This window comes from Actinophytocola sediminis (genome assembly GCF_054779715.1).
Map to the genome: position 1 here is coordinate 1 of NZ_BAAGXS010000109.1, position 22,171 is coordinate 22,171.

Below are 22,171 nucleotides of genomic sequence, written 5' to 3' on the forward strand. Positions count from 1 at the left end.
GGTCGGCGGGCCGGCCGGCGAGCTCGAACCTGGCGGTGAGCGTGCGGCCGACCGCGGCCAGCCGCACCACCCGTTCGGCGTCGGCCGGCCGGGTGGCGTTCGCGGACTCGACGAACGCGGTGATCGCCGCGTCCAGGTCGGCGCCGTCGCCCGCGCGGTCGAACCGTTCCTCCAGCGCGCTGCCCAGGTGGAACAGCCGGCCGGGGCGGTGCGGATGCCCCGGCGGTGAGCCGGTCACCGCCGTGCTGGCCACGGTGACCGCCTGGTCGACCCCGGCCAGCACCGCGTCCCGCTCACCGTCGTCGCCCGCCTCGACCCAGCTGGCGTCCGAGACGGTGTGCGAGCTCATGATCACCGTCGTCTGCCGGTCCGGCTGGTGGCTGACCACGACCCCGGAGGAGTCCACGTTGTTGCCGGTCTTGCAGTGTGGGCACCGCACCAGCGTCCGGTTCTGGTAGCGCAGCCCGTCATGCCACCGGTGGGCGCACCGCCCGCACCTGATCTCGGCGACGAAGTTGTCGATTTTCTCGCTCGCCGCCATCAGCAGACCGAAGGTGTTGGTCACCGAATTGATGTTGCCGACACAATCCGCGTCGCTGGTGTTGAGCTGCCACGGCAGGAGATTCTCCAGGTAGAGCCCTTCGACGTCGGTCCCCCAGTTTCCCTGCGGCGTTTCGACCACGATGTAATAAAGATCTTGGTCGACCTTCTTGGCCAGCAGGAACGCCTTCGCGGCCACCGCGTCCTGCGCCAGGTACGTTTCGTACACGGCCCCGTTGGGGTGAGTTTCCTTGGACACGAAAGTCGGCTCGTCGGCCGCCGGGCCGGGCGCGGATTTCCGCTTCGCTTTGAACCAGCTCATGTCACGCAACTCCCCAGTCGCCACCGGTCACTCGGCGACGATAGGCCACCGGTCAACGACGGATAAGTCCGAGGTCGGTTGCCGCGGCGACCGCGGCGGTGCGGGAGTCGACATCCAGTTTGGTGTAAATCCGCGCCAGGTGGGATTTGACGGTGCCTTCGGTGAGGTGCAACCGGCGGGCGATCGCCCGATTGGACAGGCCGTCGGCGACCAGGGTGAGCACTTCGATCTCGCGTCGGGTCACGGTGGTGTCCGGGGTGCGCAGCCGGTTCAGCAGCCGGTCGGCGACCGTCGGCGCCAGGGTGGTGTGCCCGGCGGCGGCGGTACGCACCGCGGCGGCCAGGTCCTCGGGCGGCGCGTCCTTGAGCAGGTAGCCGGTGGCGCCCGCGGCGATCGCGGGCAGCGTGTCGGCGTCGGTGTCGTAGGTGGTCACCACCAGCACGCGCGGCCCGCCGGGGCGGGCGGTGATCGCGGCGGTGGCCTGGGCGCCGGTCATGCCGGCGCCGAACCGCAGGTCCATCAGCACGACGTCGATGTCGCCCTCGGCGGCGCGGGCGACCGCGGCATCGGCGGTGGCCGCCTCGGCGACCACGACCAGCCCGGGTTCGGATTCCAGCACGGCACGCAGACCGGCGCGCACCACCGGGTGGTCGTCGGCCAGCAGCAGGCGGATGGTCATCGGGGCGACACCGCCAGCGGCAGTTGGGCGGCCAGGGCGGTGCCGTGGCCGGGGGCGGCCTCGATGGTGAGGGTGCCGCCGAGCGCGTGCGTGCGGGCGCGCATGGCGGCCAGGCCGAAGCCGCCGCGTTCCGGGTCGGGGTCGGGCAACCGGTCGGGATCGAAGCCGACGCCGTCGTCGATGACGTCGACGGCGACGTGGTCCCCGAGGTAGCTGAGGGTGACCTCGGCGGTGGTGGCCGCCGCGTGGCGGACGGTGTTGGCCAGGGCCGCCTGGGCGACGCGGACCAGGACCACCTCGTGCGCGGCCGGCAGCGGTACCGGGTCGCCGGTGACGTGGAAGCGCGCGGTGATCGGATGCCGGGTGCTGGTGGTGGCGCACAGCCGCGCCAGCGCGCCGGCCAGCGTGGTGCCGTCCAGGGCGGGCGGGCTGAGCGCGGCCACGAACCGGCGGGCCTCGGCGAGGTTGTCGGCCGCGGCCTGGCGGGCCTGGTGCACGTAGCCGGCGGCGGGCATCGCGGTCGCCGGCAACGCCCGGTCGGCCGCGCTCAGCAGCAGCTGGATGCTGGACAGCCCCTGGGCGAGGGTGTCGTGGATCTCGCGGGCCAGCCGTTCGCGTTCGGCGAGCACGCCGGCGGTGTGCTGGGCGTCGGCCAGGTCGGCGCGGGTGGCGGTGAGCTCCTCGATCAGCCGCCGGCGTCGCTCGCTTTCCCGGTACAGGGCCTGATAACCCCAGACCACGGCCACCGCGACGGCCGCGCCGAGCGCCGGGCCGATCGCGACGGCCACGCTGGCCGAGCCGTGGTGGGCGGCGAAGGCCACGATCGCGGCGGCCGCGGTCAGCGCCACGGCGACCAGCCCGGCGCGGCGGGACAGCAGGTGCAGTTGCAGGAAGTACAGCGGGAAGGCGACCCAGACCCCGTCCGCGGTCAGCGTGATCAGCACCAGCCAGCCCGCGCCGACGGCGGTCAGCCACCAGGCGGCGGCCACTCGGGAGCCGCGGACACCGGGCAACAGCGGCCCGACCGCGTACACCAGCGCGCAGGCCACCGCCGCGGCGACGACCAGCCAAGCGGCCGGCTCGTCAGCCGGCTGGCCATCGATGACGGCCCGCCCGGCGGCCAGCGCGAGCAGGCCGACGACCAGCAGGTGCAGGCACCAGGCCAGGGTCCGGCTGGTCGGGGTCAGAACGGGAGCTGCGGTGTTCACGGTGCTGTCAAGGCTACGGAGACCGCCACTTGGCCGCCTCTGTCGAAAGGTAGCGACGGCGTGCCGCCTTCCGGCCGGCGAGGTTCGGTCCTTGGCCGGCTGCCCGGGGACGGGCAGGCGGCGATCGTGGTGGCAGACCGATCGCCCCGCCGGAAAGGACTGGTCGTGTTCGTCGCCTGGAGAGACCTGAAGTTCGCCAAGGGGCGCTTCGCCATGATGGGCGGCGTCGTCGTGTTGATCACACTGCTGGTCGGCCTGCTGTCCGGGCTGACCGCCGGGCTCGGCCAGCAGAACATCTCCGCGATCACCGACCTGCCGGCCGACCGGATCGCCTTCGCCGCGCCCGGCGGCGGGCAGGAGCTGTCCTACACCGACTCCACGGTGACCGCGGCGCAGTGGCGGCGGTTGGCCGAGGCACCCGGGGTCGCCGCCGCGGAGCCGCTCGGCATCACCACCACCAGGGCCGCCGCCGGCGACCGCACCCTCGGGGTGTCGGCCTTCGGCGTCCGGCCGGGGTCCGTGCTCGCGCCCGCGGGCGACCGGCTGACCGATGACGCGGTGGTGCTGTCCACCACGGCCGGCGCCGACCTAGGCATCGGGCCGGGCGACGAGGTGACGCTGGCCGGACAGCGGCTGACGGTGGCCGCCGTGGCCGGCGACGCCTCCTTCAGCCACACCCCGGTCGTCTGGACCAGCCTCGGTGTCTGGCAGCGCGCCGCGCCGCCGGCCGAGGGCCAGACCGCGACCGTGATCGCCGTGCGCGCCGCCGCCGGCACCGACCTGTCAGCCGCCGACCGGGCCGCCGGTACCCGGACGGTGCCGACCGCGGACTCGCTGTCCGCGATCGGGTCCTACAGTTCGGAGAACGGCTCACTACAGCTGATGCGCGGCTTCCTGTTCGCCATCTCCGCGTTGGTCATCGGCGCCTTCTTCACCGTGTGGACGATCCAGCGCAGCGGCGACATCGCGGTCCTCAAGGCACTCGGCGCCACCACCGGCGCGCTGTTGCGCGACGCCATCGGCCAGGCCGTCGTCCTGCTCACCGGCGGCACCCTGATCGGCGCCGGGCTGGCCGCCGGGCTGGGCGCGGTGCTCGCCGGCACGGCGGTGCCGTTCCTGCTGACGCCCGCGACCGTGCTCGGCCCGGCCGCGGTGATGATCGCACTCGGCGCGCTCGGGGCGGCCCTGTCGGTGCGCCGCATCACCGCCGTCGACCCACTGACCGCCCTGGGGAGCGCCCGATGAGCCTGACTCTGGCCGACGTCACCCTGACCTACCCCGACGGCGACGCCCGGCTGACCGCCATCGACCGGGTCACCCTGGAGGTCCCCGCGGGCAGCCTGACCGCGGTGGTCGGCCCATCCGGTTCCGGGAAGTCCAGCCTGCTGGCGGTGGCCGCGACCCTGATCACCCCGGACACCGGCACCGTCACCATCGACGGCACCGCGACCACCGGCCTGACCAGGAGCGAGCTCACCGACCTGCGCCGCGACCGGATCGGCATCGTCTTCCAGCAGCCCAACCTGCTGCCCTCGCTCACGGCCGCCGAACAGCTCCAGGTGATGGCCAAACTCGACGGCCGGTCCCCCGGCCGGGCCAGGGGCCGGGCGGTGGAGCTGCTCGACTCCGTCGGGCTGGCGACCAGGGCGGGCCGGCGTCCCCACCAGCTCTCCGGCGGCGAGCGCCAGCGGGTGAACATCGTCCGCGCGCTGATGAACAACCCGACCGTGCTGCTGGTCGACGAGCCGACCAGCGCCCTGGACCACGATCGCGGGGCGGCCATCGTCGACGTGCTCACCCGCCTCACCCACCAGCGGGCCACCGCCACCGTCCTGGTCACCCACGACCACACGCACCTGACCGCCGTCGACCAGGTCGCGAGGATTCACGACGGCCGGCTGCGGTGACCGGGTCGCGCAGTCTCATTCAGGGCTGTGCTGGGTTTCGAGGTCGAGCCGGGCGAGGTGGTCGGGGTCGGCGAGCATGTCAATCGCGCTGACCCGCCCGGCGGTGATGGTCATGGCGAACACCACGCGGGGCACGCCGTCCCTGATCCACGCCAGCCCGGGCACGCCGTCGACCACGGCCAGGTGGGCGGCCCTGGCGCGACGGGTGAAGTTGCCGGCCACCGCCCGCGCGCCGGCGGCCGAGCGGGCGCCGAACGCCACCGCCGCCGCGTCCGGGCGCAGCACGACATCGGGGTCCAGCAAGGCGAGCAGCGCGTCGAAGTCGCCGTCGCGGGAGGCGGCCAGGAAGGCCGCGACGAGTTCGCGGCGGCGCGCCAGGTCGGCGCCGCCCGGCGTGGCGCCGCGCACCCGCTGGCGGGCGCGGCTGGCGAGCTTGCGGGTGGCGGTCGCGGTGCGGTCCACGATCGGCGCGATCTCCTCGAACGGCACCGCGAACAGGTCGTGCAGCACGAACGCCAGCCGCTCGGCCGGACTGAGCGTGTCCAGCACGACCAGCAGTGCCAGGCCGACCGAGTCGGCCAGTTCGGCCTGGCCGGCCGGGTCGGTCTCCTCGGCGGTGTGGTCGACGGCGGTCCGGGGTTCCAGCCGGCCGCGCGAGCGCAGCATGTTCAGCGCCACCCGCGCCACCACCGTGGTGAGCCAGCCGCCGAGGTTGGCCACCTCGGCGGGATCGGCGCGGCTGAGCCGCAACCACGCCTCCTGCACCGCGTCGTCCCCCTCGGCCGCCGAGCCGAGGACCCTGGTCGCCACCGCGCGCAGCCGCGGCCGGTGCTCCTCGAACCGCGCCGCGAGAAACTCCTCGTCGCTCACCGGTCACCTCCGCTCGTCGCCGCGTGTCAACACACTGACCCGCGAGACCGCGCCGATGTGACCATGGCCGACGGTGCGATCGTTCCGATCCTGCTCGCGACGATCCCGGCCGAGGGCCCCACCGGCGTCTTCCTCTGGCCGGACTCCCGGACCATCCCGTGGTGAACATCGCCGGTCCTGGTGAGCCGTGGGAACTTCGGCGATCCCCGCGACGACTTCTGGTGCGGACGGGCACGCCAACCAGCGTGGCGAGAACCGGGTGGAGGTTGGCCCGCCGGCCACTCCCGCCGGTGGCCTCCCGTGGTGAGGATCGACAGCATGACGCGAGTGGATGTGGTGGTCTTCGACGGTGTCGACGACCTCGACGCGGTGGCCCCCTTCGAGGTGCTGACCGTGGCCGGCCGCCTTGGCACGACCATCTCGGTGAACCTCGTGGCGCTGGCCGACCGCGCCGAGGTGACCACCAGGGGCGGCCTGCGGCTGGGCACCTCGGCCCCGTGGTCGCCGGCGGCGGCCGACGTGCTGTTGGTGCCCGGCGGCGGCTTCGCGACCGCCGACTCCGGGGTGGGCGCGGAGCTGCGCGCCGGTGAGCTGCCGGCCGCGCTCAGGGCCGCGGCCCGGCCGGGTCTGGTGTTCGCCTCCGTGTGCACCGGCGCGGTGCTGCTGGCCGCGGCCGGTCTGCTGCGCGGGCGGCCGTGCACCACCCACCACCGCGCGCTCGCCGAACTGGCGTCGGGGGGTGGTCGGCACGTGGCCGCCAGAGTCGTCGACGACGGCGACCTGGTCTCGGCCGGCGGCGTCACCTCCGGGCTGGATCTGGCGCTGTGGCTGGTCGAGCGGTTCGCCGGCGCCGCCGCGGCGACCGCGGTGGAGCAGGTGCTGGAGTACGAGCGCCGCGGCACCGTCTGGCGTGAGCCGAAGGACGACCGGTGATGCGTCGCCTGCTCGCGGTCGTCGTCCTGGCGGTCGGGGTGAGCGGCTGTGGCGCCCCGCCGCCGGCGGCGACCACCGGCGGCGCCGCGATCACCGTCCAGGACTGCCAGGGCGACGACGTCGCCTTCGCCGAGCCGCCGCGCCGGGTGGTCGCCATCGACGGCTGGGCCGCCCAGGCGATGGCCCACCTCGGCCTGACCGACCGGCTCGTCGGCATCGGGTTCACCGGACCGCTCACCGCCGAGCCGGAGCCACTACGCGGTGACCTGGCGAAGGTTCCGGTGCTGTCGGCCGACACCGTCCCGGTCACCGAGACGATCGCCGCCACCCGGCCGGACGCGGTGATCACCGGGTTCCCCGGTTTCGGTGGCCCACCGGGCAGTCCGCGGGACGCCGACCTGGCGACCATGGGCGCCAACGGGATCGCGGCCTGCCTGCCGGCCGGGCCGGTGATGAGCGACCTGACCGCGACCTACGAGTTCCTCACCACGCTGGGCACGGTCTTCGGGGTCAGCGACCGGGCCGACACGCTCATCGCCGAGCTGCGGGCGCGGACCGAGGCGGTGGCCGACCTGGCCGGCGACGGTCCCCGGCCGCGGGTACTGGCGTTGGCCGACAACCCGGTGGCCGGACAGCCGGTCAAGGCCCTCGGCGGTGGCACCATCAGCAACGCCGTCATCGAGCTGGCCGGCGGCGACAACATCTTCGCCGACGTCACCGCCATGCACGCGGACGTGTCCCCGGAGAAGGTGGCCGAGCTGGACCCGGAGGTGATCTGGGTGGTCACCGACTTCAGCTTCGCCAGGACCACCGGCCGGGAACTGGTCGACAGCATCCGGAACAACCCGCTGCTGGCCTCGACCACCGCCGTCGAGCGGGGCCGGATCCTGGCGACCTCGCAGTACCTGGTCGGCATGCCGACCCCGCTCAACGTCGACGGCCTCGAGCGGTTCGCCGCGGAGCTGTGGCCGGAGAACACGTGACCGTCATCCAGCGACCGGTCCGGCGGCCCACGCGCGGCTATCTCGCGGTGCTCGGCGCGCTGGCCGGTGGGCTGGTGGTGACCGTGCTGGTGGCGACCGGGATCGGGCCGGTGGGCGTGCCGGTCGCCGAGGTGACCGACATCCTGGCCAACCGCCTGACCGGCGGCACCGGCACCGAGTCCACCGCCGACCTGGTGGTGTGGCAGTTCCGGTTCCCCCGGGTGCTGTTGGCCGTGGTGGTCGGCGCCGGGCTGGCGCTGGCGGGCGCGGTGGTGCAGAGCGTGGTGCGCAACCCGGTGGCCGACCCGCACCTGCTCGGCCTGTCCTCGGGCGCCTCGGTGGGCGCGGTGCTGGTGCTGACCTCGTCGACCGCGCTGCTCGGGGTGTTCACCGTGCCCGCGGCGGCCTTCCTCGGCGCCGCCGGGGCGATGGCCCTGGTGCTGGTGCTCGCCCGCCAGCGTGGCCGGCTGCATCCGCTACGGCTGGTGCTCGTCGGGGTCGCCTGCGCCCACCTGTTCAGCGGGGTGACCTCGTTCCTGTTGGCCCAGACCAACAACTCCGCCGCCCAGCAGCAGATCATCTTCTGGCTGCTCGGCGGGCTGTCCGGCACCCAGTGGCACACCCTGCCGATTCCCTCGGTCGTGGTGGCCGCCGCGATCCTGGTGCTCCTGGTGTTGGCGCGGCGGGTGAACGTGCTGGTGCTCGGCGACGACGCGTGCGCCGCGCTCGGCATCCACGCCGCCCGGCTGCGCTGGCAGTTGCTGGTGCTGACCACGCTGCTGACCGGCACGGTGGTCGCGGTCTCCGGCGGCATCGGGTTCGTCGGGCTGATCATCGGGCATCTGGCGCGGATGGTGGTCGGCGCGGACCACCGCCGCGCGCTGCCGGTGACCGTCCTGTTGGGCGCGATCTTCCTCACCTGGGCGGATGTGCTGGCCAGGATGGTGATCGCGCCGGCCGAGCTGCCGATCGGGGTGGTCACCGCGTTTCTCGGCGTGCCACTGTTCCTGCTCGTCATGCGCGGGCGCGGGCATCACCTGGAGGCCGGGTCATGACGCTGACGGTCGAGCGGGTGAGCCTGTCCCTCGGCGGCACGCGGGTGCTGCACGAGGTTTCCCTTGGTGTTGGCGAGGGTGAGTTCGGTGTCGTGGTCGGGCCGAACGGGAGCGGGAAGTCCAGTCTGCTGCGCACCGTCTTCCGCGCCCGGCGTCCCGACCACGGCCGGATCCTGCTCGACGGCAAGGACATCTGGCGACTGTCCGCACGCGACGCCGCCCGGCACACCGGGGTGCTGTTGCAGGAGCAGCATTCCGGGTTCGAGTTCACCGTCGCCGAAACCGTTGCCCAGGGCCGAACCCCGCACCTGGCGGCCTTCGACCGGCTGACCGCGACCGACCACGACATCGTCGAGGACGTGCTGACCCGCACCGAGCTGCGGCGGTTCGCCAACCGGCGGCTGGCCGAGCTGTCCGGCGGTGAACGCCAACGGGTCCTGCTGGCGCGCGCCCTTGCCCAGCGACCACGGCTGTTGGTGCTCGACGAGCCGACCAACCACCTCGACATCCGCCACCAGCTGGAGTTCCTGGAACTGGTGCGCGGCCTGGGAGTCACGGTCATCGCGGCACTGCACGGCCTGGACATCGCGGCCACCTACGCCGACACCGTCGTCATGCTCGACGGCGGGCGCGTGGTCGGCGCCGGCGCACCGGCGGAGGTGCTGACCGAGCGGGCGCTGCTCGAGGTGTTCGGCGTCGAGTCCACAGTGGACTTCGAGGGGCGGCCGAGCATCGCGCTGCGGCCGCGCTGCGTGTGTCCCGCGCTGCCCTGCCACTGGAGCTGTGTCCATCGACGGGTGGTGAACGCCGATGCCGACTGAGCGGCACGTGGTCGCGGTGCTCGCGCCGGCGGGGGTCGTCGGGTTCGACCTGTCGATCCCGTGCCAGGTCTTCGGCACCACGCGGCTGGCCGACGGCGGCTATCCCTACGAGGTCATGGTGTGCGGGCCGAGGCCGGCGGTCGGCGCGACGGCGGGTGGCATCAGCTACTTCGACATCCAGGTGCCCCACGACCTGACCGCCGCGGCGGACGCGGACACGCTGCTCGTGCCCGGCCTGGCCGCCCCGTACCGCGTGCCGGACGAGCTGCTCGACGCCCTGCGCGCGGCCGAGGACCGGGGCGCGCGCGTGGTGTCCATCTGCACCGGGGCGTTCGTGCTCGCCGAGGCGGGGTTGCTGGCCGGCAGGCGCGCCACCACCCACTGGGCCGCGGCGCGGGAGCTGGCCGGCCGGTACCCGGACGTCCGCGTGGACGCCAAGGCGCTGTTCACCGGCGACGGGCGGATCTTCACCTCGGCCGGGGTGGCCGCCGGGCTGGACCTGTGCCTGCACCTGGTCGCCCGCGACCACGGCGCGGCCGTGGCCGCCACGGCCGCGCGCGCGGTGGTGATGGCGCCCATCCGCGAGGGCAGCCAGGCGCAGTTCATCACCGACCCCGCGCCGGTCACCGTCGCCGAGCACGGGTCACTGTCTGGGTCACTGTCTGCGACGCTGACCTGGATCCAGGCCAACGCCGCGCTGCCGCTCACCCTCGCCGACATGGCCAGGCACGCGTCGTTGAGCACCCGCACGCTGACCCGCCGATTCCACGACCAGCTCGGCGTCAGCCCGCAACGCTGGCTGCACCACCACCGACTGCTGCTGGCCCGGCGGCTGTTGGAGACCACCGACCTGCCCGTGCCGCTGGTCGCCGAACGCAGCGGGTACGGCTCGACCAACGCGCTGCGCGCGCACTTCGCCAGGGAGCTGCAGACCAGCCCGCAGCGCTACCGGCACGGCTTCCATCAGTCCACTGAGGACTGATGACCTACCGGCGACCGGCGCGGCGGACCACCGCCAGCGCGACCGCCACCGCGGCCAGCAACACCGCCAGGCCCAGCCAGAGCATCCACTGGTGCACGTTGAGCGGCGCGCCGTCGGCTCCCGGTGTCCGGCCACCGTCCACACCGGACAGCGCGACCACCAGGACCGCCGCGGCGGTAACCGCGACCGCGAGCACCGCGATTACCCGGCGCCCGGCCACCAGCAGGCTCGCGGCGCGGCGGAACCGTTCGGCCGGCCGGGCGGGTGCGAGCAGGCGGGCGAGCAGCAGAGCGGCGACCGGGAGCTGCAGCAGCCACAGCGTGGTGCGCGGCCAGCCGTCGAACCAGACATTGGTGCCGTACAACAGGGTGTGCCAGACACTGAGCACGTAGACCACGATGACGAACCGGTGCAGGGCACGCCAGATCCGCGCGCCGGTCCGGTGTCGCAGGTAGTAGGCGAGGCCGAGCGGGATGGCCAGGTAGAAGGCGATGAGTCCCAGCAGGATCGCCACCACGCCGGTGCCGGACGGGTACCCGCCGGGCACGAACGTCTCGACGAACGCGCTGCCCACCCGCCCCGGCACGCCGAGGTCGTAGTCGTTGGCCCGCACCAGCTCGGCGAAGAACAGGAACGCGTGCGCAAACATCAGACCAATAGTGGTCAGGCTGGTGGTCCGATGCCACCGCTCGATCCGCGCCGGGGACAACCGGAGCCACCCCGGCCGCGTCGAGGAACGGACCAGGCCGAGCATGGTCGTCAACCACGCCCACAGCAGCGCCGACCAGCCGAACGCCTGGCACAGCCAGTACATCCAGTAGGCGTTCGCGTCCGCAAGAAAGGGCATGACGGCGACGGTCGCCGAGGTGCCCGCGCGCACCCGCAGGTAGAGCCACACGAAGATCGCCACGGTGATCACCAGCGCGGCCAACGCGTCCGGGCCGGCCGCGCGCAGGTCGGCGCGCAACCCGGGTCGGCGGCGGTCTTCCTCGACCCTCGACTCCGTGGAGACCATCTACACCTCCGCAGTCATCCAACCTGTTGTCGTCCGGTGGACACGTCACCGTCAACAAGGAGTCGGCTGACACCCGGGTCTGGTTCCCGAGATCGCGGGGGAACTCAGGTGGTGGTGTTCCGTCGGTTTCGGTTGCGCGCCACCCCGGTCGCGATCGCGGCGAGGACGACGACCCCGATGGCCAGCCACACCCAGGCCGGCACGCCGCCCTCGGTCGGCTCGGCCGCGTCGGCGGCGGCCTGTTCGGGGGCAGCGGCGGCGCTGGACTCGGTCTCCGTGGTGGTTGGCGGCGGGGTCGTGGTCGCCGCCGGGACCGGTGCGGTGAGGGTGAACCGCACGGCGCCGGTGACCGGGTCGCCGTCGGCGGAGATGATCCGGTAGTCGATGGCGTACGGGCCGGCGGGACCGGCGGGGGTGACCGGGACGGTCAGGGTGGCGTCGGTGGCCGTGATGGTGCCGACCTGCCAGGCGGTGCCGTCGTTCGCGGTGACCCTGACGGTGGCCTTGGTGGGGTCGACGGGTTCGGTGAAGGTCAACGTGAGCTGGCTCGGCGCGGTCGCGACCCGCGCGCCCTCGGCGGGGTCGCTGCCGGTCAACTCGGTATGCGCGGCGGCAACCGACGCCATGCCGACCATGGCCAGAAACACGGTAGCGACAACAACGACAAGACGCTTCATGATCAACCTACCTAGGTAGCAAACGGTGACCAGCGCAGCGAAGGAGCCCATCACTGCGTCCAGCGCAGCGAAGGAGCCCATCGCTGCGTCCAGCGCAGCGAAGGAGCCCTTCGCTGCGGTGGTCAGCGGGGTCAGGCGGTGCCTTCGCGGCGGGTGGCGTCGGCGGTCAGCAGGTCCTCGCGGGCGCGGGCGACCCGCGAGCGGATGGTGCCGATCGGCACGTGGCAGACCTCGGCGGCCTCGGCGTAGGACAGCCCGAGCACCTGGGTCAGCACCAGGGCCTCCCGGCGGTCCTGGTCAAGGCCGTCGAGCAGCACGCGCACCTCGACCAGGTCCTCGAAGCCCGCTGCGTCACCGTGGGCGGCGGCGCGCTGCCGGTCGGACACCTCGGTCCAGTCCACCGCGCCATTGGTGCGCGGCCGGGAGGTGGCCGTGCGGATGTGGTCCACCACGGCCCGGCGGGCGATGGACAACAGCCAGGTCCGCGCCGAGGACCGGCCGGCGAACCGGGGCAGGCTGGGTAACGCCCGCAGGTAGGTCTCCTGCGTGAGGTCGTCGGCCTGGGCGACGCCGGCCAGGTGGGCCACCAGCCGCCAGACGTCGCGTTGGCTGCCACGGACGAACCGCTCCACCGCGGACCGGTCACCTCGGCCGGCCGACAGGGCCAACGCGGTCAGCTCGTCGTCATCGCGCGGGGTCACAAATTCGCAGCCTAACCGAACGAGGACGGCGGGGAACTATCCCGTTCCGCGCCACGACAGAATGAACTATGGAGTGTGCTAACTGCCGGGAAGCGCTGTCGGCCCGGATCGACGGCGAGGACGAGCCGGTGCCCGCGACCTCGACCGACGAGCACCTCCGCGACTGCGCGGACTGCCAGCAGTGGTACGACCGCGCGATCGACCTGTCCCGCTCCCTGCGGGTCCGCGCGGCCGCGCCGGTCCCCGACCTGAGCCAGGCGATCCTCGACGACGCCCCCGTACTGGTCGACACCCGCGGCTGGTCGCCGCGCCTGGCCCTCGGCGGTGTCGGCGTCGCGCAGATCAGCCTCGCGCTGTCCCAACTGTTCGGCGTCGGCGCGACCGCCGCCCACGCCCGGCACGACGCCGTCCCGGTGGCCAGCCACCTGTTCAACGAGGGCACCGCCTGGAACCTCGCGCTGGGCATCGGACTGTTCTGGGCCGCCTTCCGCCCCCGCGCCACCTCCGGCCTGATCCCGGTCCTCGGCGGCTTCGTGCTGGTGCTGCTCGCCTACTCCACCCACGACCTGGTCACCGGCACCGCCCCGGTCACCCGGGTCGCCGGGCACGGCCTGCTGGTCGCCGGCCTGCTGCTGCTCATCCTGGTCAACCGCCGCCCCGACGGCTCCCGCCCGGCCGACACCGGCGACGACCGCGTCGACGACCACCAGCCACCCGCCGAGCCGCCGGCCGACCCCAAGCTCGGCAGCCGCCGCCCCGGCCGCCCGCCCCTGCGCCCCGCCGGCCGCCACCGGGCGGCCTAGCAACGACACCCGCTATATTCAGAGAATGGTGAAACTAGATCGCAGGCTGGCGCGGCCGACCGCCGAGATCGCGTTCGCGACCACGGCCGCCGACGGGCCCGCGGTGGTGTTCATCCACGGGGCGGGCCTGGACCACACCATGTTCGACACGCAGGTCGACGCGCTGGCCGACAGCGGCTACCGCGTGCTCACCTGGGACCTACGCGGCCATGGGGAGTCGACCCTCACGCCAGGGACGCGGTTCACCGCGCCCGACGCGCTGGCCGACCTCGCGGCGCTGCTGGACGAGTGCCGCGTCGACCAGGTCGCGCTCGTGGGTCATTCGCTCGGCGGCAACCTCGCGCAGGCGTTCGTCCGCGCGCACCCCGGCCGAGCGACCGGCCTGATCGTGCTGGACTCGACCTGGAACACCGGGCCGCTGTCCCGATTCGAGCGCTCCGCGCTGCGGCTCGCGGCACCCGCGCTGGCGTTGATCCCGCGACGCGTGCTCCCCGGCCTCATGGCCAGGGCGTCGGCCGTCTCCCCACCCGCCATCGCCCGAACGGAAGCGACCTTCGCACGCATGCCCAAACGCGCCTTCCTGGACGTCTGGCGAGCCACGGTCTCGTTCATCGACCCGGATCCCGGTTACCGCACCCCGGTGCCACTCGCCCTGGTGCGGGGAGCACAGGACCGCACCGGGAACATCGCGACCGCGATGCCCCGATGGGCGACGGCGGAGGGCATCACCGAGCACGTCATCCCGAACGCCGGCCACCTCCTCACCTGGGACGCGCCGACCGCGACCGCGCACACGCTGCGCCACCTCCTCGATCAGTGGCGAACCCCCCGGCAGGCCGAGTCATGATGGGGCCCGCCCAGCAGCAGTTCGTGAACGACATGGGCGACACGCTGGCCGCCTGGCGCCTCCCCCGCGCGACCGGACGGGTCTACGGATTCCTGCTGCTGCACGGCGACCCGTCCAGCTCGGACCGACTCCGCGCCGAACTGTCGCTCAGCTCCGGCGCGGTGAGCACCGCGATCCGCGAACTGGTCTCCTGGGGACTGGCCAGAACCATCCCGCAGGCCGGCAGTCGACGCCTGCTCGTGGAGGCCGCGGGCGGATTCGAACAACTCCTCGCCGCCAGTCACGAACGGGCACGCGTGTTCATCCGCAACCTCCAGGCAGCCGAACAGCTCACGGAGACCGCCGACGCGACCCAACGCCTCCGCGACGTCACCGCCCTGTTCACCACCTACGTCGACGCCGGCGAACGCGTCCTGCGCGACCGCACGCGGCCGTGACGCATCTCGACTCGTCGAGTCCGCTGATCCGGCCACGGTTCAGCGGCTTGCCGTCCGCCAACGACCTGCTCCACGGGCGGCGAGTTTCATGGCCGCGACGGTCGCCGCGCTGTAGGCCACGACAGCGCCGATATAGAGCCAGAGCTCACCCAGGCCGTCCCACTGTTCCCATGCGGCTGACCCGCGTGGCAGCCACACCAGGAGCGAGTACGCCAAGTTCAACGGGGTGCCCAGGACCAGCAGGCCGAACAACGGCGCGGCCAGCAGCACGGGGGCCAGCGCGGCCCCGAACGCGACCGGAATCGCGGGCGAGTCCCTGTTGTCGCGACTGGGGAAAAGCCAGGCCGCGAACAGAAATGCGACACATACGAGCGTGTAGAAGCCAGTGAACGATTGCCACGGCACGCCACCCGGCAGTTCCCACGACGACCAGATGTAGGCGTTCCACAGGTTGGTCATTGATGCGCTGATCCCCCAGGAGGCGATCAACCACACCCCATTCAGCGACAGGATCGATACCGTTACGCTCACATTGAACAACACCATGACTCGGGGCATGGTCCGCAGTGTGGTGCCGACCGTATCGGTCACCCGCCTCACAAACCTCGCCGCAACACCCGCCAGACCCCGCGCCTTGCCGAGCGCTTCGTGAACACTGCGGTACAGCTCGCGGCCTCCACGGCTGATCATGATGACACTCAGCAGCACGATGATGATGTTGCTGACGACCCCGGTGCCAAACACCCACCTGGCCACTTGCGACAGGAACGCCGCGGCCAACTCGTCCCAGCCGGGAACCGTGATCAGGTCGCCGTCCCACATTCGCTCAATGTTACCCGAACAGCCTCCGTCAATCGGCGGATTCCGGCCTGGCTGGCTGTTCTGTTGGGAAATGAACGCGTGTGGGATTCGGTCGCATTCATGGAAAACCGCGAGTTTGTCCCGCCACGCCGCGCCGGCGGGTCCTGGTCACACCACCGCACCGTCCCGCGGCCGGACCTGACGGGGCAGCGACGCGGCGATCTCCCGGTCGTGGGTGATCACCAGGACCGTGGTGCCGGCCGCGCGCGGTTCCGACAGCAGGTCCAGCACGCCCCGGCGTTACCTCCAACGGCGCATCGCCGCTACGGCTGTTCGTCGGCTATCTGTCAGTTTTTCACCAGATGGATAGCTGATCCGCAACCTGGTGACGTACAACAACTGACATGTCCCTGCGCAGAAGAACGTTCTTGCTGGGCGGTCTCGCCGGAACCGGGGCGGGACTCATCACCTTCCGCTCGGCCAGCGGCGCCGCGTCGGCCTATCCCTTCGCCCTCGGGGTCGCCTCCGGCGAACCGTCGGCCGACGGGTTCGTGCTCTGGACCCGACTCGCACCCAATCCGCTGGCACTGGACGGGTTCGGCGGCATGCCGGACGCCCCGGTGGCCGTCGAATGGCAGGTCGCCACCGACGAGTACTTCGCCACCGTGGTCGCCGCCGGCACCACCACCGCGGTCCGCGCCTCGGCGCACAGCGTGCACGTCGAGATCACCGGGCTGCCCTCGGGCCGGGTGTACTGGTACCGCTTCCGGACCGACGGCCACATCTCCCAGGTCGGCCGCACCCGCACCGCGCCGGCGCTCGGCACCAGCCCGGCGCTCACCATGCTGTTCGCCTCCTGCGCGCACTTCGCGTCCGGCTACTACACCGCCTACCGGCGGATGGCCGAGGAGAACCCGGACCTGATCCTGCACCTCGGCGACTACATCTACGAGAGCGGCGCGGCCGACGTCCGCACCCACCTGCCGGCCAGGGAGATCACCAGCCTGGCCGACTACCGGGTACGGCACGCGCAGTACCGCAACGACCTCGACCTGCAGGCGGCACACCAGGTCGCGCCCTGGCTGGTCATCTGGGACGACCACGAGGTCGAGAACAACTACGCGAACCTGGTGCGGGAGAACGACACCCCGCCCGGCGACTTCCGCGCCCGGCGGGCCGCCGCCTACCAGGCCTACTACGAGCACATGCCGCTGCGCTCCGCGCAGGCGCCGTCCGGCGAGAACCTCCAGCTGTACCGGCGGTTGCGCTGGGGCAGCCTGGCCACCTTCCACATGCTCGACACCCGCCAGTACCGGATGGACCAGGCCTGCGGCGACGGCAGCAAGGACTGCCCGGAGGCCGACGACCCGGCCCGCACGATCACCGGCGGCACGCAGGAGTCCTGGCTGCTCGACGGTCTCGGCCAGCGCCTCGGCACCTGGGACCTGATCGGCCAGCAGGTGTTCTTCGCCCAGCGGCTCGCGGCCAGCGGCACCAGGAGCATGGACGCCTGGGACGGCTACACCGCCAACCGCAAGCGGATCCAGGACAGCTGGCAGGCCAGCGGGAACACCAGCACCGTCGTGCTGACCGGGGACGTGCACCGGCACTGGGCGGCCAACCTGATGAACAACTACACCAGCCAGGACAAGGTGATCGGCACCGAGCTGGTGACCACGTCGATCACCTCCGGCGGCGACGGCAACCCCAACGACGACGGCACCTCCAGCGTGAACCCGCACGTCAAGTTCAACAAGAACCTGCGCGGCTACGTCCGCACGGTCACCCGGCCGACCCAGATGACCGTCGACTTCCGGGTGGTCGACAAGGTCAGCGAGCGCGACCACCCGATCAAGACCGCGAAGAGCTACCTCATCCAGGCCGGCGCCCCCGGTCTCCAGAACCCCTGAACGGGACGCCATGAGACGCACACTGCTGACCGCGCTCGCGGCGGCGAGCCTGCTCGTCGCGCACGCCCCGGCCGCCACCGCGGACGGCACGCTCACCTGGGCCGCCGCCAACACCGCGACCGCCGGCGACCAGGACAACCCGTCGGTCGCCGCCTCCCGGGACGGCTACACCGCCGTCGTGTGGGAGGACGACCGGGACGCCACCGCCCCGGACGACAACCTGCACAGCGAGGTGTACCTGCGCCTGTACCGCGACGGCGGCTCGCTGTTCGAGAAGAAGGTCACCCCGGGCGGCACCGGGAACTGGCGCCACGTGCAACCCGACGTCGCGCTGCGGTCCGGCGGCGGCGTGGTCGTGGTGTGGGCCGACGACCAGGACGGCAACGGGGTCTTCCAGATCAAGGTGAAGACCTTCGACGCCGCCGGCACGGAGACCGGCTCGGCAACGGCCAACGGGACCGCGGCCGGCCAGCAGGTCAACCCGGAGGTCGCCGTGGACCCCGACGGTGCCGGGTTCGCGGTCGTGTTCGAGGACGAGCAGACCGGTGCGGCGCCGACGATCCGGCTGTCCGGGTTCGCGTCGATCACCGCGAAGACCTACGAGATCCGGGTGCACGCGGCCGGCGGCACCAACCGGCACCCGGACGTCTCGATGGGCGCGCCGGGCAACGCGATCGTGGTGTGGGACGAGGACATCGACGCCAACGGCTACTACAACGTCGGCCTGGCGAGCTTCACCCCCAGCGGCGCGGTGAAGCTGGCCAAGCGGCTGGCCAACGCGGCCACCGGCGGGCAGCAGTCGAACGTGACGATCGCGGCGAACTTCAACGGCGACTTCGTGGTCGGCTGGGTGACCGATCACCTCGGCACCGCCCAGACCGCGGTGCGCTCGTTCACCGCGACCGGGTCCGCCCCGGCGGAGGCCTTCCTGCCGGGCACCGACCCGCAGGTCGGCCTGAGCGACCAGCGGCACGCGGTCGCGTACTGGACGGCGGGCGAGGACGTGCACGTCCAGGGGCTCAACCCGGACGGCACGGCCACCGGCCGCCAGGCCCGGATTCGCGCCAACACGGTCACCGCCGGGCGGCAGACCCAGCCCGCGCTGGCGGTCGACCCGTTCGGCGCCATCACCCTGACCTACACCGACGACAACGACGGCGACACCTTCGACGACGTCCTGATCGGCACCGGGCTGGTCAACTCGACCTGGTAGCCAGCACAGCGGATCGCCCGCGCGACGGCGACGGTCGGGAACGTTGGACTCGCGGGTTCAGGGCTCGGTGGTGTGGGGTCAGAAGAGGAGGATGGCCAGGGTGATGGTCACCGTCGACCCGCCGACGAGCTTGATGGCGGTCAGGTGCGTGTGCAGCGTGTCGTCCCAGGACTCGCCGTCGCGGCTGGCATAGCGCGCGGTCGGGGTCAGCCCTCGGCCGAGGCCGAAGCCGGCGCCCGTGCTGATCGCGGTGGCGAGGTCGGGCGCGGTCAGCACCAGGGCGGCCACCAGCACGTACGGGACCGTGGACGACACGTAGGTGCGCACCCCGGTGCCCATCTCGAAGCCGAACCGCAGCGAGCCCCTGGCCACGTTGGTGGTCAGCACGTCCTGCGGGACCTGGCGGGCGTTCTGCGGCAACGGGAACCGCAGCACGCCCGCGTCCCGCAGCACGCCGGCGACGGCCAGCGCGACCACGGCCGCGTGCCGCGCCGTCTCCGGCGCGGGCGCGGCCAGGCCGGAGACCACCCACAGCACGAGCGCGCTCAGTACCGCGCCCAGCACCAGGCCGATGTCGAACAGCAGGAGTGCGACCCCCTGCCGGGTCCGTCCCCGCCAACCTGGCGAGGTCAGCGCGAACGCGCTGTTCCTCGTTCAAACGGAGCCGGACAGGGTGTAGCCGGCCAGCCCGCCGAGCACCGCCCAGCCGGCCACCGCCCACCCGGCCAGCGCCAGCGCGACCGCGGCCGGCGCCAGCACCAGCGCCGCCAGGGGATGGCTGAGGATCCGGGTCACGTGGCCCCGCCGGTGAGGGTGCGCCAGGTGGTGGCGCCGACGATGCCGTCGGCGGTGATCCGGTTCTGGCGCTGGAAGTCCGTGGCCGCGGCCAGCGTGCCGTCGCCGAAGATGCCGTCCTCGGCCAGCCGGTAGCCGTAGCGGTTGAGCTCGACCTGGGTGGCCAGCACGGGGGTGCCGCTGTCGCCGCGGCGGGTGGTGACGACCAGCGCCGGCCAGGTCGCGGCGTTGACCCCACCGGTGACCGAGAGCCCGTGCGCGGTCTGGAACTCACGCACCGCCTGGGTGGTCGCCTGGCCGTAGGCGCCGTCCACCTCGATGGTGGAACCGTGGTGGGTGAGCAGATGCTGGATGGTGCGCACGGTGGCGCCGGACGCGCCGCTGGCCACCGCCGGCCAGCTCGCGCTCGACGGGCAGCCGCATTCGGTGGTCCACCGGCAGATCGAGTTGACCCAGCCGGAGCCGGTCCGGCGGTAGCCGTCGTGGCAGCGGCGTTCGATGTGGCAGCTGCACGCCCCGCAGGCCTGGTCGTAGCGCCACATCCAGCCGTCGTAGCTGCCGGACAGGCACGCGTTGGGCCGCAGTCGCCAGGTGACCTGGTCATCCTTGTGGAAGCCGGTGTTGGTGCCGGAGGTCAGGCAGGCGTCGGCGAAGATCGTGCTCGGGCCGCAGCCAGGTGAGCAGTTGTGGTCGGCGGCGTAGGACGGGCAGTTCGGGTAGATGTCGTAGCCGTCGGCGACCGCGCGGCGCACCGAGGGGAACACGCCGCCCAGCGCGGTGAGGCCGACCACGCTGCCGGCGCGCAGCACGGCGCGCCTGGTCGGCGCCCAGCCTGCCCAGCGCGGTTTTCTGGTGCGTGCCCTCGGTTCGACGGGCATCCCGGGGTCGGCGCCGCGCAACGGGGGCACCACTGTCAGGTCGCTGGTCACCGAACCTCCATCACCGGGGCGAGGAACTGTCGAACGGCCGTGCGGGAGCCGACGGGGGCGGCGGCGGTGATCCGGCCGTCGGCACCGACCAGGACCGCGAACGGGGTGGCGAGCGCGCCGTAGGTGGCGAACTGGTGGCTCTGGTCGGGCAACGCCGTGACCCCGGGTGGCACCTCGGCGGCCGCGCCTTCGTAGAGCGCGAGCACCGGCAGCCGGTCCCCCAGCACGTCGACGGTCTCGGCCAACGCCTCGACACAGGTGTGGCAGGTCGAGCGCAGGAACAGCAGGACCGCGGGCGGTTTCGTGCCGAGCAGGCCTAGGTCGGCCTGGTCGCCGGTGCGCGGTCCGGCCGGGACCGCGCGCAGCCCGGCGCCGGCCTGCAGCGCGTGCACCTGGCGGACCAGGCCGGCCACCACGAAAGCCAGGAGCAGCAAGGCAACCCAGCTAACGATCAACGCACTACTCTGGAAACTCATGTGGCTGCCTCCGGGAGTCGCATGGCGGCGGGTAGGTGCCAGAGCAGGAGGCCGATCGTGCTGGCGGCCAACAGCACCACGATCAGTGGGGGGTCCACTCGGGACAGTGGAATGATCGTGTCGGCGGTGGACGCGGGCAGTGCCGCCAGGGCGGCGAGTGCGGCCGCGCGGGCGGTGACCCAGTGGCCCATCGGCACGTCCGCGCCGCCGCAGCCGCACGGTCCACTTCGGCCGGTCGCGGTGACGTACCAGGCGTAGCCGCCGTAGCCGGCGAACACCACCGCCGCGCCGGCGAGCACGAGCGGCGACGGGCCGGCCGAGCGGACGAGTCCGGCGAGCAGTGCCACGGCGAGGCCGGCCTCCAGCACGGTCACCGCGAGCGCGACCGGGCGGATCGCGCGCGCCGGCACGACCCGGTGGGCGGCCAGGGCGGCGGGCAGCGCGCGGGGGGCGCGCACCCGTTCCACCACGGCGATCACCAGTACGAGCAGGACGACGTAGGCCGCGACGCTGACCGGGAACATCAGCTGGCTCACCGGTCGTCGAGCAGGCGGGTGCTGAGCTGGTCGACCAACGCGGGCACCCGGGTGAGGTCGGTGTCGGCGAGCGGGAGCACGGTGGTCCAGGTGTCCGCGCCGGCGAGCACGAAGTACGGGTCCCCATTGGACAGTCGGTCGGTGAACAGCTCACCGGACCGGGTCCGCGCGCCCTTCCAGTCGGGCAGGCGGGTCGCCTGCGGCGCGGTCGGCACGGTCACCTCGAGCAGCCCGAGCGCCGGCACCTCCTTGACCACCGACGCCGGGGCGAGCACGGCGCTGCCCGCGTCGGCCTTCGGACGGATGGCCATCCCGTCGTCGTGTTCGGTGATGCCGAGCGTGTCCAGCGCCTCGACCGCCGCCGCGGTCGACGTGCCGTAGAAGTGGCTGATCAGGCAGTGCCGCCGGCCGCGCCACACGGCGAGCAGGATGTCCTCGGTGATCCGCGATCCCGGTTCGACCCGGCTGGTGCGCCCGATGAGCAGCGTGCCGCCGGCGAAGCGCAGTTCCTCGTCGAAACCGGACACCGCGAGCGCGCCGGCCACCTCCTCGGCGAGTCCGCTCACGCCGGCGACCAGCTCGTGGGTCCGGCCGCGCACGGCGACGCGCACCGAGGAGGTGCTGGGATGGCCGAGGTCAAGCGTGCCGCTCAGCTCGTACCGTCTGCCGTCCAGCGCCCGGTGGACCACGGTGGTTGTCTCGCCGGTCGCGATCGGCACGGGACCCTCCGA

General features: G+C 72.8%; 27 protein-coding genes. 12 read left to right on the forward strand and 15 right to left on the reverse strand.

The window, feature by feature from the left end; translation table 11 throughout:
• The 3 genes from ACYVIP_RS44115 to ACYVIP_RS44125 all read right to left on the reverse strand — a co-directional run.
• Nucleotides 1–862, reverse strand: an 862-nt coding sequence (locus tag ACYVIP_RS44115) for a hypothetical protein (protein WP_460407153.1), incomplete at its 3' end; no start/stop codon positions are given.
• Nucleotides 863–914: 52 nt separating this feature from the next.
• A complete protein-coding gene (locus ACYVIP_RS44120; RefSeq protein ID WP_460407155.1) occupies nt 915–1,541 on the reverse strand; it encodes a response regulator in 627 nt (208 codons plus the stop codon).
• Nucleotides 1,538–2,749, reverse strand: a complete 1,212-nt coding sequence (locus ACYVIP_RS44125; RefSeq protein WP_460407157.1) for a sensor histidine kinase — start codon at nt 2,747–2,749, stop codon at nt 1,538–1,540. Before ACYVIP_RS44125 ends, ACYVIP_RS44120 begins: the two co-directional genes overlap by 4 nt.
• 165 nt (nt 2,750–2,914) lie before the next feature.
• On the opposite strand from ACYVIP_RS44125, the gene ACYVIP_RS44130 reads away from it, so the two are divergent.
• Together ACYVIP_RS44130 and ACYVIP_RS44135 are read left to right on the forward strand one after the other, a co-directional pair.
• Nucleotides 2,915–3,994 (forward strand): ABC transporter permease, encoded by a 1,080-nt coding sequence (locus ACYVIP_RS44130; RefSeq protein WP_460407159.1) that lies wholly within the window; start codon nt 2,915–2,917, stop codon nt 3,992–3,994.
• Complete coding sequence (locus ACYVIP_RS44135; RefSeq protein ID WP_460407160.1) at nt 3,991–4,656, forward strand: ABC transporter ATP-binding protein; 666 nt, start codon at nt 3,991–3,993, stop codon at nt 4,654–4,656. The genes ACYVIP_RS44130 and ACYVIP_RS44135 overlap by 4 nt, the downstream gene beginning before the upstream one ends.
• A 15-nt stretch (nt 4,657–4,671) precedes the next feature.
• Here the strand turns inward: ACYVIP_RS44135 and ACYVIP_RS44140 are convergent, their stop codons facing one another.
• The gene (locus ACYVIP_RS44140; RefSeq protein ID WP_460407162.1) at nt 4,672–5,526 is read right to left on the reverse strand and encodes a sigma-70 family RNA polymerase sigma factor; all 855 of its coding nucleotides are present in this window, start codon (nt 5,524–5,526) and stop codon (nt 4,672–4,674) included.
• Nucleotides 5,527–5,844: 318 nt separating this feature from the next.
• Here ACYVIP_RS44140 and ACYVIP_RS44145 point away from each other — a divergent pair, with 318 nt between their 5' ends.
• Genes ACYVIP_RS44145 through ACYVIP_RS44165 form a run of 5 tightly spaced genes read left to right on the forward strand, consistent with a single transcriptional unit; the run spans nt 5,845 to nt 10,300 of the window.
• Entirely contained in the window at nt 5,845–6,459 is a 615-nt protein-coding gene (locus ACYVIP_RS44145) for a DJ-1/PfpI family protein (RefSeq protein ID WP_460407164.1), read from the forward strand.
• Complete coding sequence (locus tag ACYVIP_RS44150; protein WP_460407165.1) at nt 6,459–7,442, forward strand: ABC transporter substrate-binding protein; 984 nt, start codon at nt 6,459–6,461, stop codon at nt 7,440–7,442. Before ACYVIP_RS44145 ends, ACYVIP_RS44150 begins: the two co-directional genes overlap by 1 nt.
• Nucleotides 7,439–8,497 carry a FecCD family ABC transporter permease gene (locus tag ACYVIP_RS44155; protein ID WP_460407167.1) on the forward strand — a complete coding sequence of 353 codons (1,059 nt, stop codon included), beginning with the start codon at nt 7,439–7,441 and terminating at the stop codon, nt 8,495–8,497. The genes ACYVIP_RS44150 and ACYVIP_RS44155 overlap by 4 nt, the downstream gene beginning before the upstream one ends.
• A complete protein-coding gene (locus tag ACYVIP_RS44160) occupies nt 8,494–9,318 on the forward strand; it encodes an ABC transporter ATP-binding protein (protein ID WP_460407168.1) in 825 nt (274 codons plus the stop codon). The genes ACYVIP_RS44155 and ACYVIP_RS44160 overlap by 4 nt, the downstream gene beginning before the upstream one ends.
• Complete coding sequence (locus tag ACYVIP_RS44165; RefSeq protein WP_460407170.1) at nt 9,308–10,300, forward strand: GlxA family transcriptional regulator; 993 nt, start codon at nt 9,308–9,310, stop codon at nt 10,298–10,300. The genes ACYVIP_RS44160 and ACYVIP_RS44165 overlap by 11 nt, the downstream gene beginning before the upstream one ends.
• A 4-nt stretch (nt 10,301–10,304) precedes the next feature.
• Here ACYVIP_RS44165 and ACYVIP_RS44170 read toward each other — a convergent pair whose 3' ends face one another.
• The 3 genes from ACYVIP_RS44170 to ACYVIP_RS44180 form a co-directional block, all read right to left on the reverse strand.
• On the reverse strand, nt 10,305–11,315 hold the full coding sequence (locus ACYVIP_RS44170) for a ferric reductase-like transmembrane domain-containing protein (RefSeq protein ID WP_460407173.1): 1,011 nt from the start codon (nt 11,313–11,315) through the stop codon (nt 10,305–10,307).
• A 104-nt stretch (nt 11,316–11,419) separates the two neighbouring features.
• On the reverse strand, nt 11,420–11,962 hold the full coding sequence (locus ACYVIP_RS44175; RefSeq protein ID WP_460407174.1) for a copper resistance CopC family protein: 543 nt from the start codon (nt 11,960–11,962) through the stop codon (nt 11,420–11,422).
• Nucleotides 11,963–12,123: 161 nt separating this feature from the next.
• Complete coding sequence (locus ACYVIP_RS44180) at nt 12,124–12,693, reverse strand: sigma-70 family RNA polymerase sigma factor (RefSeq protein ID WP_460407176.1); 570 nt, start codon at nt 12,691–12,693, stop codon at nt 12,124–12,126.
• Between the two features lie 68 nt (nt 12,694–12,761).
• Here ACYVIP_RS44180 and ACYVIP_RS44185 point away from each other — a divergent pair, with 68 nt between their 5' ends.
• From ACYVIP_RS44185 to ACYVIP_RS44195, 3 genes are read left to right on the forward strand one after another with little or no spacing between them, the layout of a single operon-like run.
• Nucleotides 12,762–13,496, forward strand: coding sequence for a zf-HC2 domain-containing protein (locus tag ACYVIP_RS44185; RefSeq protein WP_460407178.1), 735 nt, complete (start codon nt 12,762–12,764; stop codon nt 13,494–13,496).
• A 25-nt stretch (nt 13,497–13,521) separates the two neighbouring features.
• Entirely contained in the window at nt 13,522–14,343 is an 822-nt protein-coding gene (locus tag ACYVIP_RS44190; protein WP_460407180.1) for an alpha/beta fold hydrolase, read from the forward strand.
• On the forward strand, nt 14,340–14,780 hold the full coding sequence (locus tag ACYVIP_RS44195) for a GbsR/MarR family transcriptional regulator (protein WP_460407182.1): 441 nt from the start codon (nt 14,340–14,342) through the stop codon (nt 14,778–14,780). Before ACYVIP_RS44190 ends, ACYVIP_RS44195 begins: the two co-directional genes overlap by 4 nt.
• A gap of 39 nt (nt 14,781–14,819) precedes the next feature.
• Here ACYVIP_RS44195 and ACYVIP_RS44200 read toward each other — a convergent pair whose 3' ends face one another.
• Both ACYVIP_RS44200 and ACYVIP_RS44205 read right to left on the reverse strand, forming a co-directional pair.
• Nucleotides 14,820–15,602 carry a hypothetical protein gene (locus ACYVIP_RS44200; protein WP_460407184.1) on the reverse strand — a complete coding sequence of 261 codons (783 nt, stop codon included), beginning with the start codon at nt 15,600–15,602 and terminating at the stop codon, nt 14,820–14,822.
• Nucleotides 15,603–15,749: 147 nt separating this feature from the next.
• The gene (locus ACYVIP_RS44205; protein WP_460407186.1) at nt 15,750–15,872 is read right to left on the reverse strand and encodes a hypothetical protein; all 123 of its coding nucleotides are present in this window, start codon (nt 15,870–15,872) and stop codon (nt 15,750–15,752) included.
• Between the two features lie 113 nt (nt 15,873–15,985).
• Here ACYVIP_RS44205 and ACYVIP_RS44210 point away from each other — a divergent pair, with 113 nt between their 5' ends.
• On the forward strand, nt 15,986–17,491 hold the full coding sequence (locus ACYVIP_RS44210; protein WP_460407188.1) for an alkaline phosphatase D family protein: 1,506 nt from the start codon (nt 15,986–15,988) through the stop codon (nt 17,489–17,491).
• A gap of 10 nt (nt 17,492–17,501) precedes the next feature.
• Nucleotides 17,502–18,704 (forward strand): hypothetical protein, encoded by a 1,203-nt coding sequence (locus tag ACYVIP_RS44215; protein WP_460407189.1) that lies wholly within the window; start codon nt 17,502–17,504, stop codon nt 18,702–18,704.
• A gap of 78 nt (nt 18,705–18,782) precedes the next feature.
• Here the strand turns inward: ACYVIP_RS44215 and ACYVIP_RS44220 are convergent, their stop codons facing one another.
• From ACYVIP_RS44220 to ACYVIP_RS44245, 6 genes are all read right to left on the reverse strand, one after another.
• The gene (locus tag ACYVIP_RS44220) at nt 18,783–19,268 is read right to left on the reverse strand and encodes a hypothetical protein (protein ID WP_460407191.1); all 486 of its coding nucleotides are present in this window, start codon (nt 19,266–19,268) and stop codon (nt 18,783–18,785) included.
• Nucleotides 19,269–19,358: 90 nt separating this feature from the next.
• Nucleotides 19,359–19,499 carry a hypothetical protein gene (locus ACYVIP_RS44225; RefSeq protein ID WP_460407192.1) on the reverse strand — a complete coding sequence of 47 codons (141 nt, stop codon included), beginning with the start codon at nt 19,497–19,499 and terminating at the stop codon, nt 19,359–19,361.
• Nucleotides 19,496–20,428, reverse strand: a complete 933-nt coding sequence (locus ACYVIP_RS44230) for a peptidoglycan-binding domain-containing protein (RefSeq protein WP_460407194.1) — start codon at nt 20,426–20,428, stop codon at nt 19,496–19,498. The genes ACYVIP_RS44225 and ACYVIP_RS44230 overlap by 4 nt, the downstream gene beginning before the upstream one ends.
• Nucleotides 20,425–20,862 carry a hypothetical protein gene (locus tag ACYVIP_RS44235; RefSeq protein ID WP_460407196.1) on the reverse strand — a complete coding sequence of 146 codons (438 nt, stop codon included), beginning with the start codon at nt 20,860–20,862 and terminating at the stop codon, nt 20,425–20,427. The genes ACYVIP_RS44230 and ACYVIP_RS44235 overlap by 4 nt, the downstream gene beginning before the upstream one ends.
• Nucleotides 20,863–20,900: 38 nt before the next feature.
• Nucleotides 20,901–21,440: a MauE/DoxX family redox-associated membrane protein gene (locus ACYVIP_RS44240; protein ID WP_460407197.1), complete on the reverse strand. Its 540-nt coding sequence runs from the start codon at nt 21,438–21,440 to the stop codon at nt 20,901–20,903.
• Nucleotides 21,437–22,159: a hypothetical protein gene (locus ACYVIP_RS44245; RefSeq protein WP_460407199.1), complete on the reverse strand. Its 723-nt coding sequence runs from the start codon at nt 22,157–22,159 to the stop codon at nt 21,437–21,439. The genes ACYVIP_RS44240 and ACYVIP_RS44245 overlap by 4 nt, the downstream gene beginning before the upstream one ends.
• Nucleotides 22,160–22,171: the final 12 nt, after the last annotated feature.

What these genes read in the sequence shown, in the direction of transcription:
- ACYVIP_RS44195 (WP_460407182.1), top strand. Translation starts at nt 14,340, where the DNA reads ATGATGGGGCCCGCCCAGCAGCAGTTCGTGAACGACATGGGCGACACG.
- ACYVIP_RS44120 (WP_460407155.1), bottom strand. Translation starts at nt 1,541, where the DNA reads ATGACCATCCGCCTGCTGCTGGCCGACGACCACCCGGTGGTGCGCGCC.
- ACYVIP_RS44210 (WP_460407188.1), top strand. Translation starts at nt 15,986, where the DNA reads ATGTCCCTGCGCAGAAGAACGTTCTTGCTGGGCGGTCTCGCCGGAACC.
- ACYVIP_RS44135 (WP_460407160.1), top strand. Translation starts at nt 3,991, where the DNA reads ATGAGCCTGACTCTGGCCGACGTCACCCTGACCTACCCCGACGGCGAC.
- ACYVIP_RS44150 (WP_460407165.1), top strand. Translation starts at nt 6,459, where the DNA reads ATGCGTCGCCTGCTCGCGGTCGTCGTCCTGGCGGTCGGGGTGAGCGGC.
- ACYVIP_RS44170 (WP_460407173.1), bottom strand. Translation starts at nt 11,315, where the DNA reads ATGGTCTCCACGGAGTCGAGGGTCGAGGAAGACCGCCGCCGACCCGGG.
- ACYVIP_RS44160 (WP_460407168.1), top strand. Translation starts at nt 8,494, where the DNA reads ATGACGCTGACGGTCGAGCGGGTGAGCCTGTCCCTCGGCGGCACGCGG.
- ACYVIP_RS44200 (WP_460407184.1), bottom strand. Translation starts at nt 15,602, where the DNA reads ATGTGGGACGGCGACCTGATCACGGTTCCCGGCTGGGACGAGTTGGCC.
- ACYVIP_RS44165 (WP_460407170.1), top strand. Translation starts at nt 9,308, where the DNA reads ATGCCGACTGAGCGGCACGTGGTCGCGGTGCTCGCGCCGGCGGGGGTC.
- ACYVIP_RS44145 (WP_460407164.1), top strand. Translation starts at nt 5,845, where the DNA reads ATGACGCGAGTGGATGTGGTGGTCTTCGACGGTGTCGACGACCTCGAC.
- ACYVIP_RS44190 (WP_460407180.1), top strand. Translation starts at nt 13,522, where the DNA reads ATGGTGAAACTAGATCGCAGGCTGGCGCGGCCGACCGCCGAGATCGCG.
- ACYVIP_RS44185 (WP_460407178.1), top strand. Translation starts at nt 12,762, where the DNA reads ATGGAGTGTGCTAACTGCCGGGAAGCGCTGTCGGCCCGGATCGACGGC.
- ACYVIP_RS44215 (WP_460407189.1), top strand. Translation starts at nt 17,502, where the DNA reads ATGAGACGCACACTGCTGACCGCGCTCGCGGCGGCGAGCCTGCTCGTC.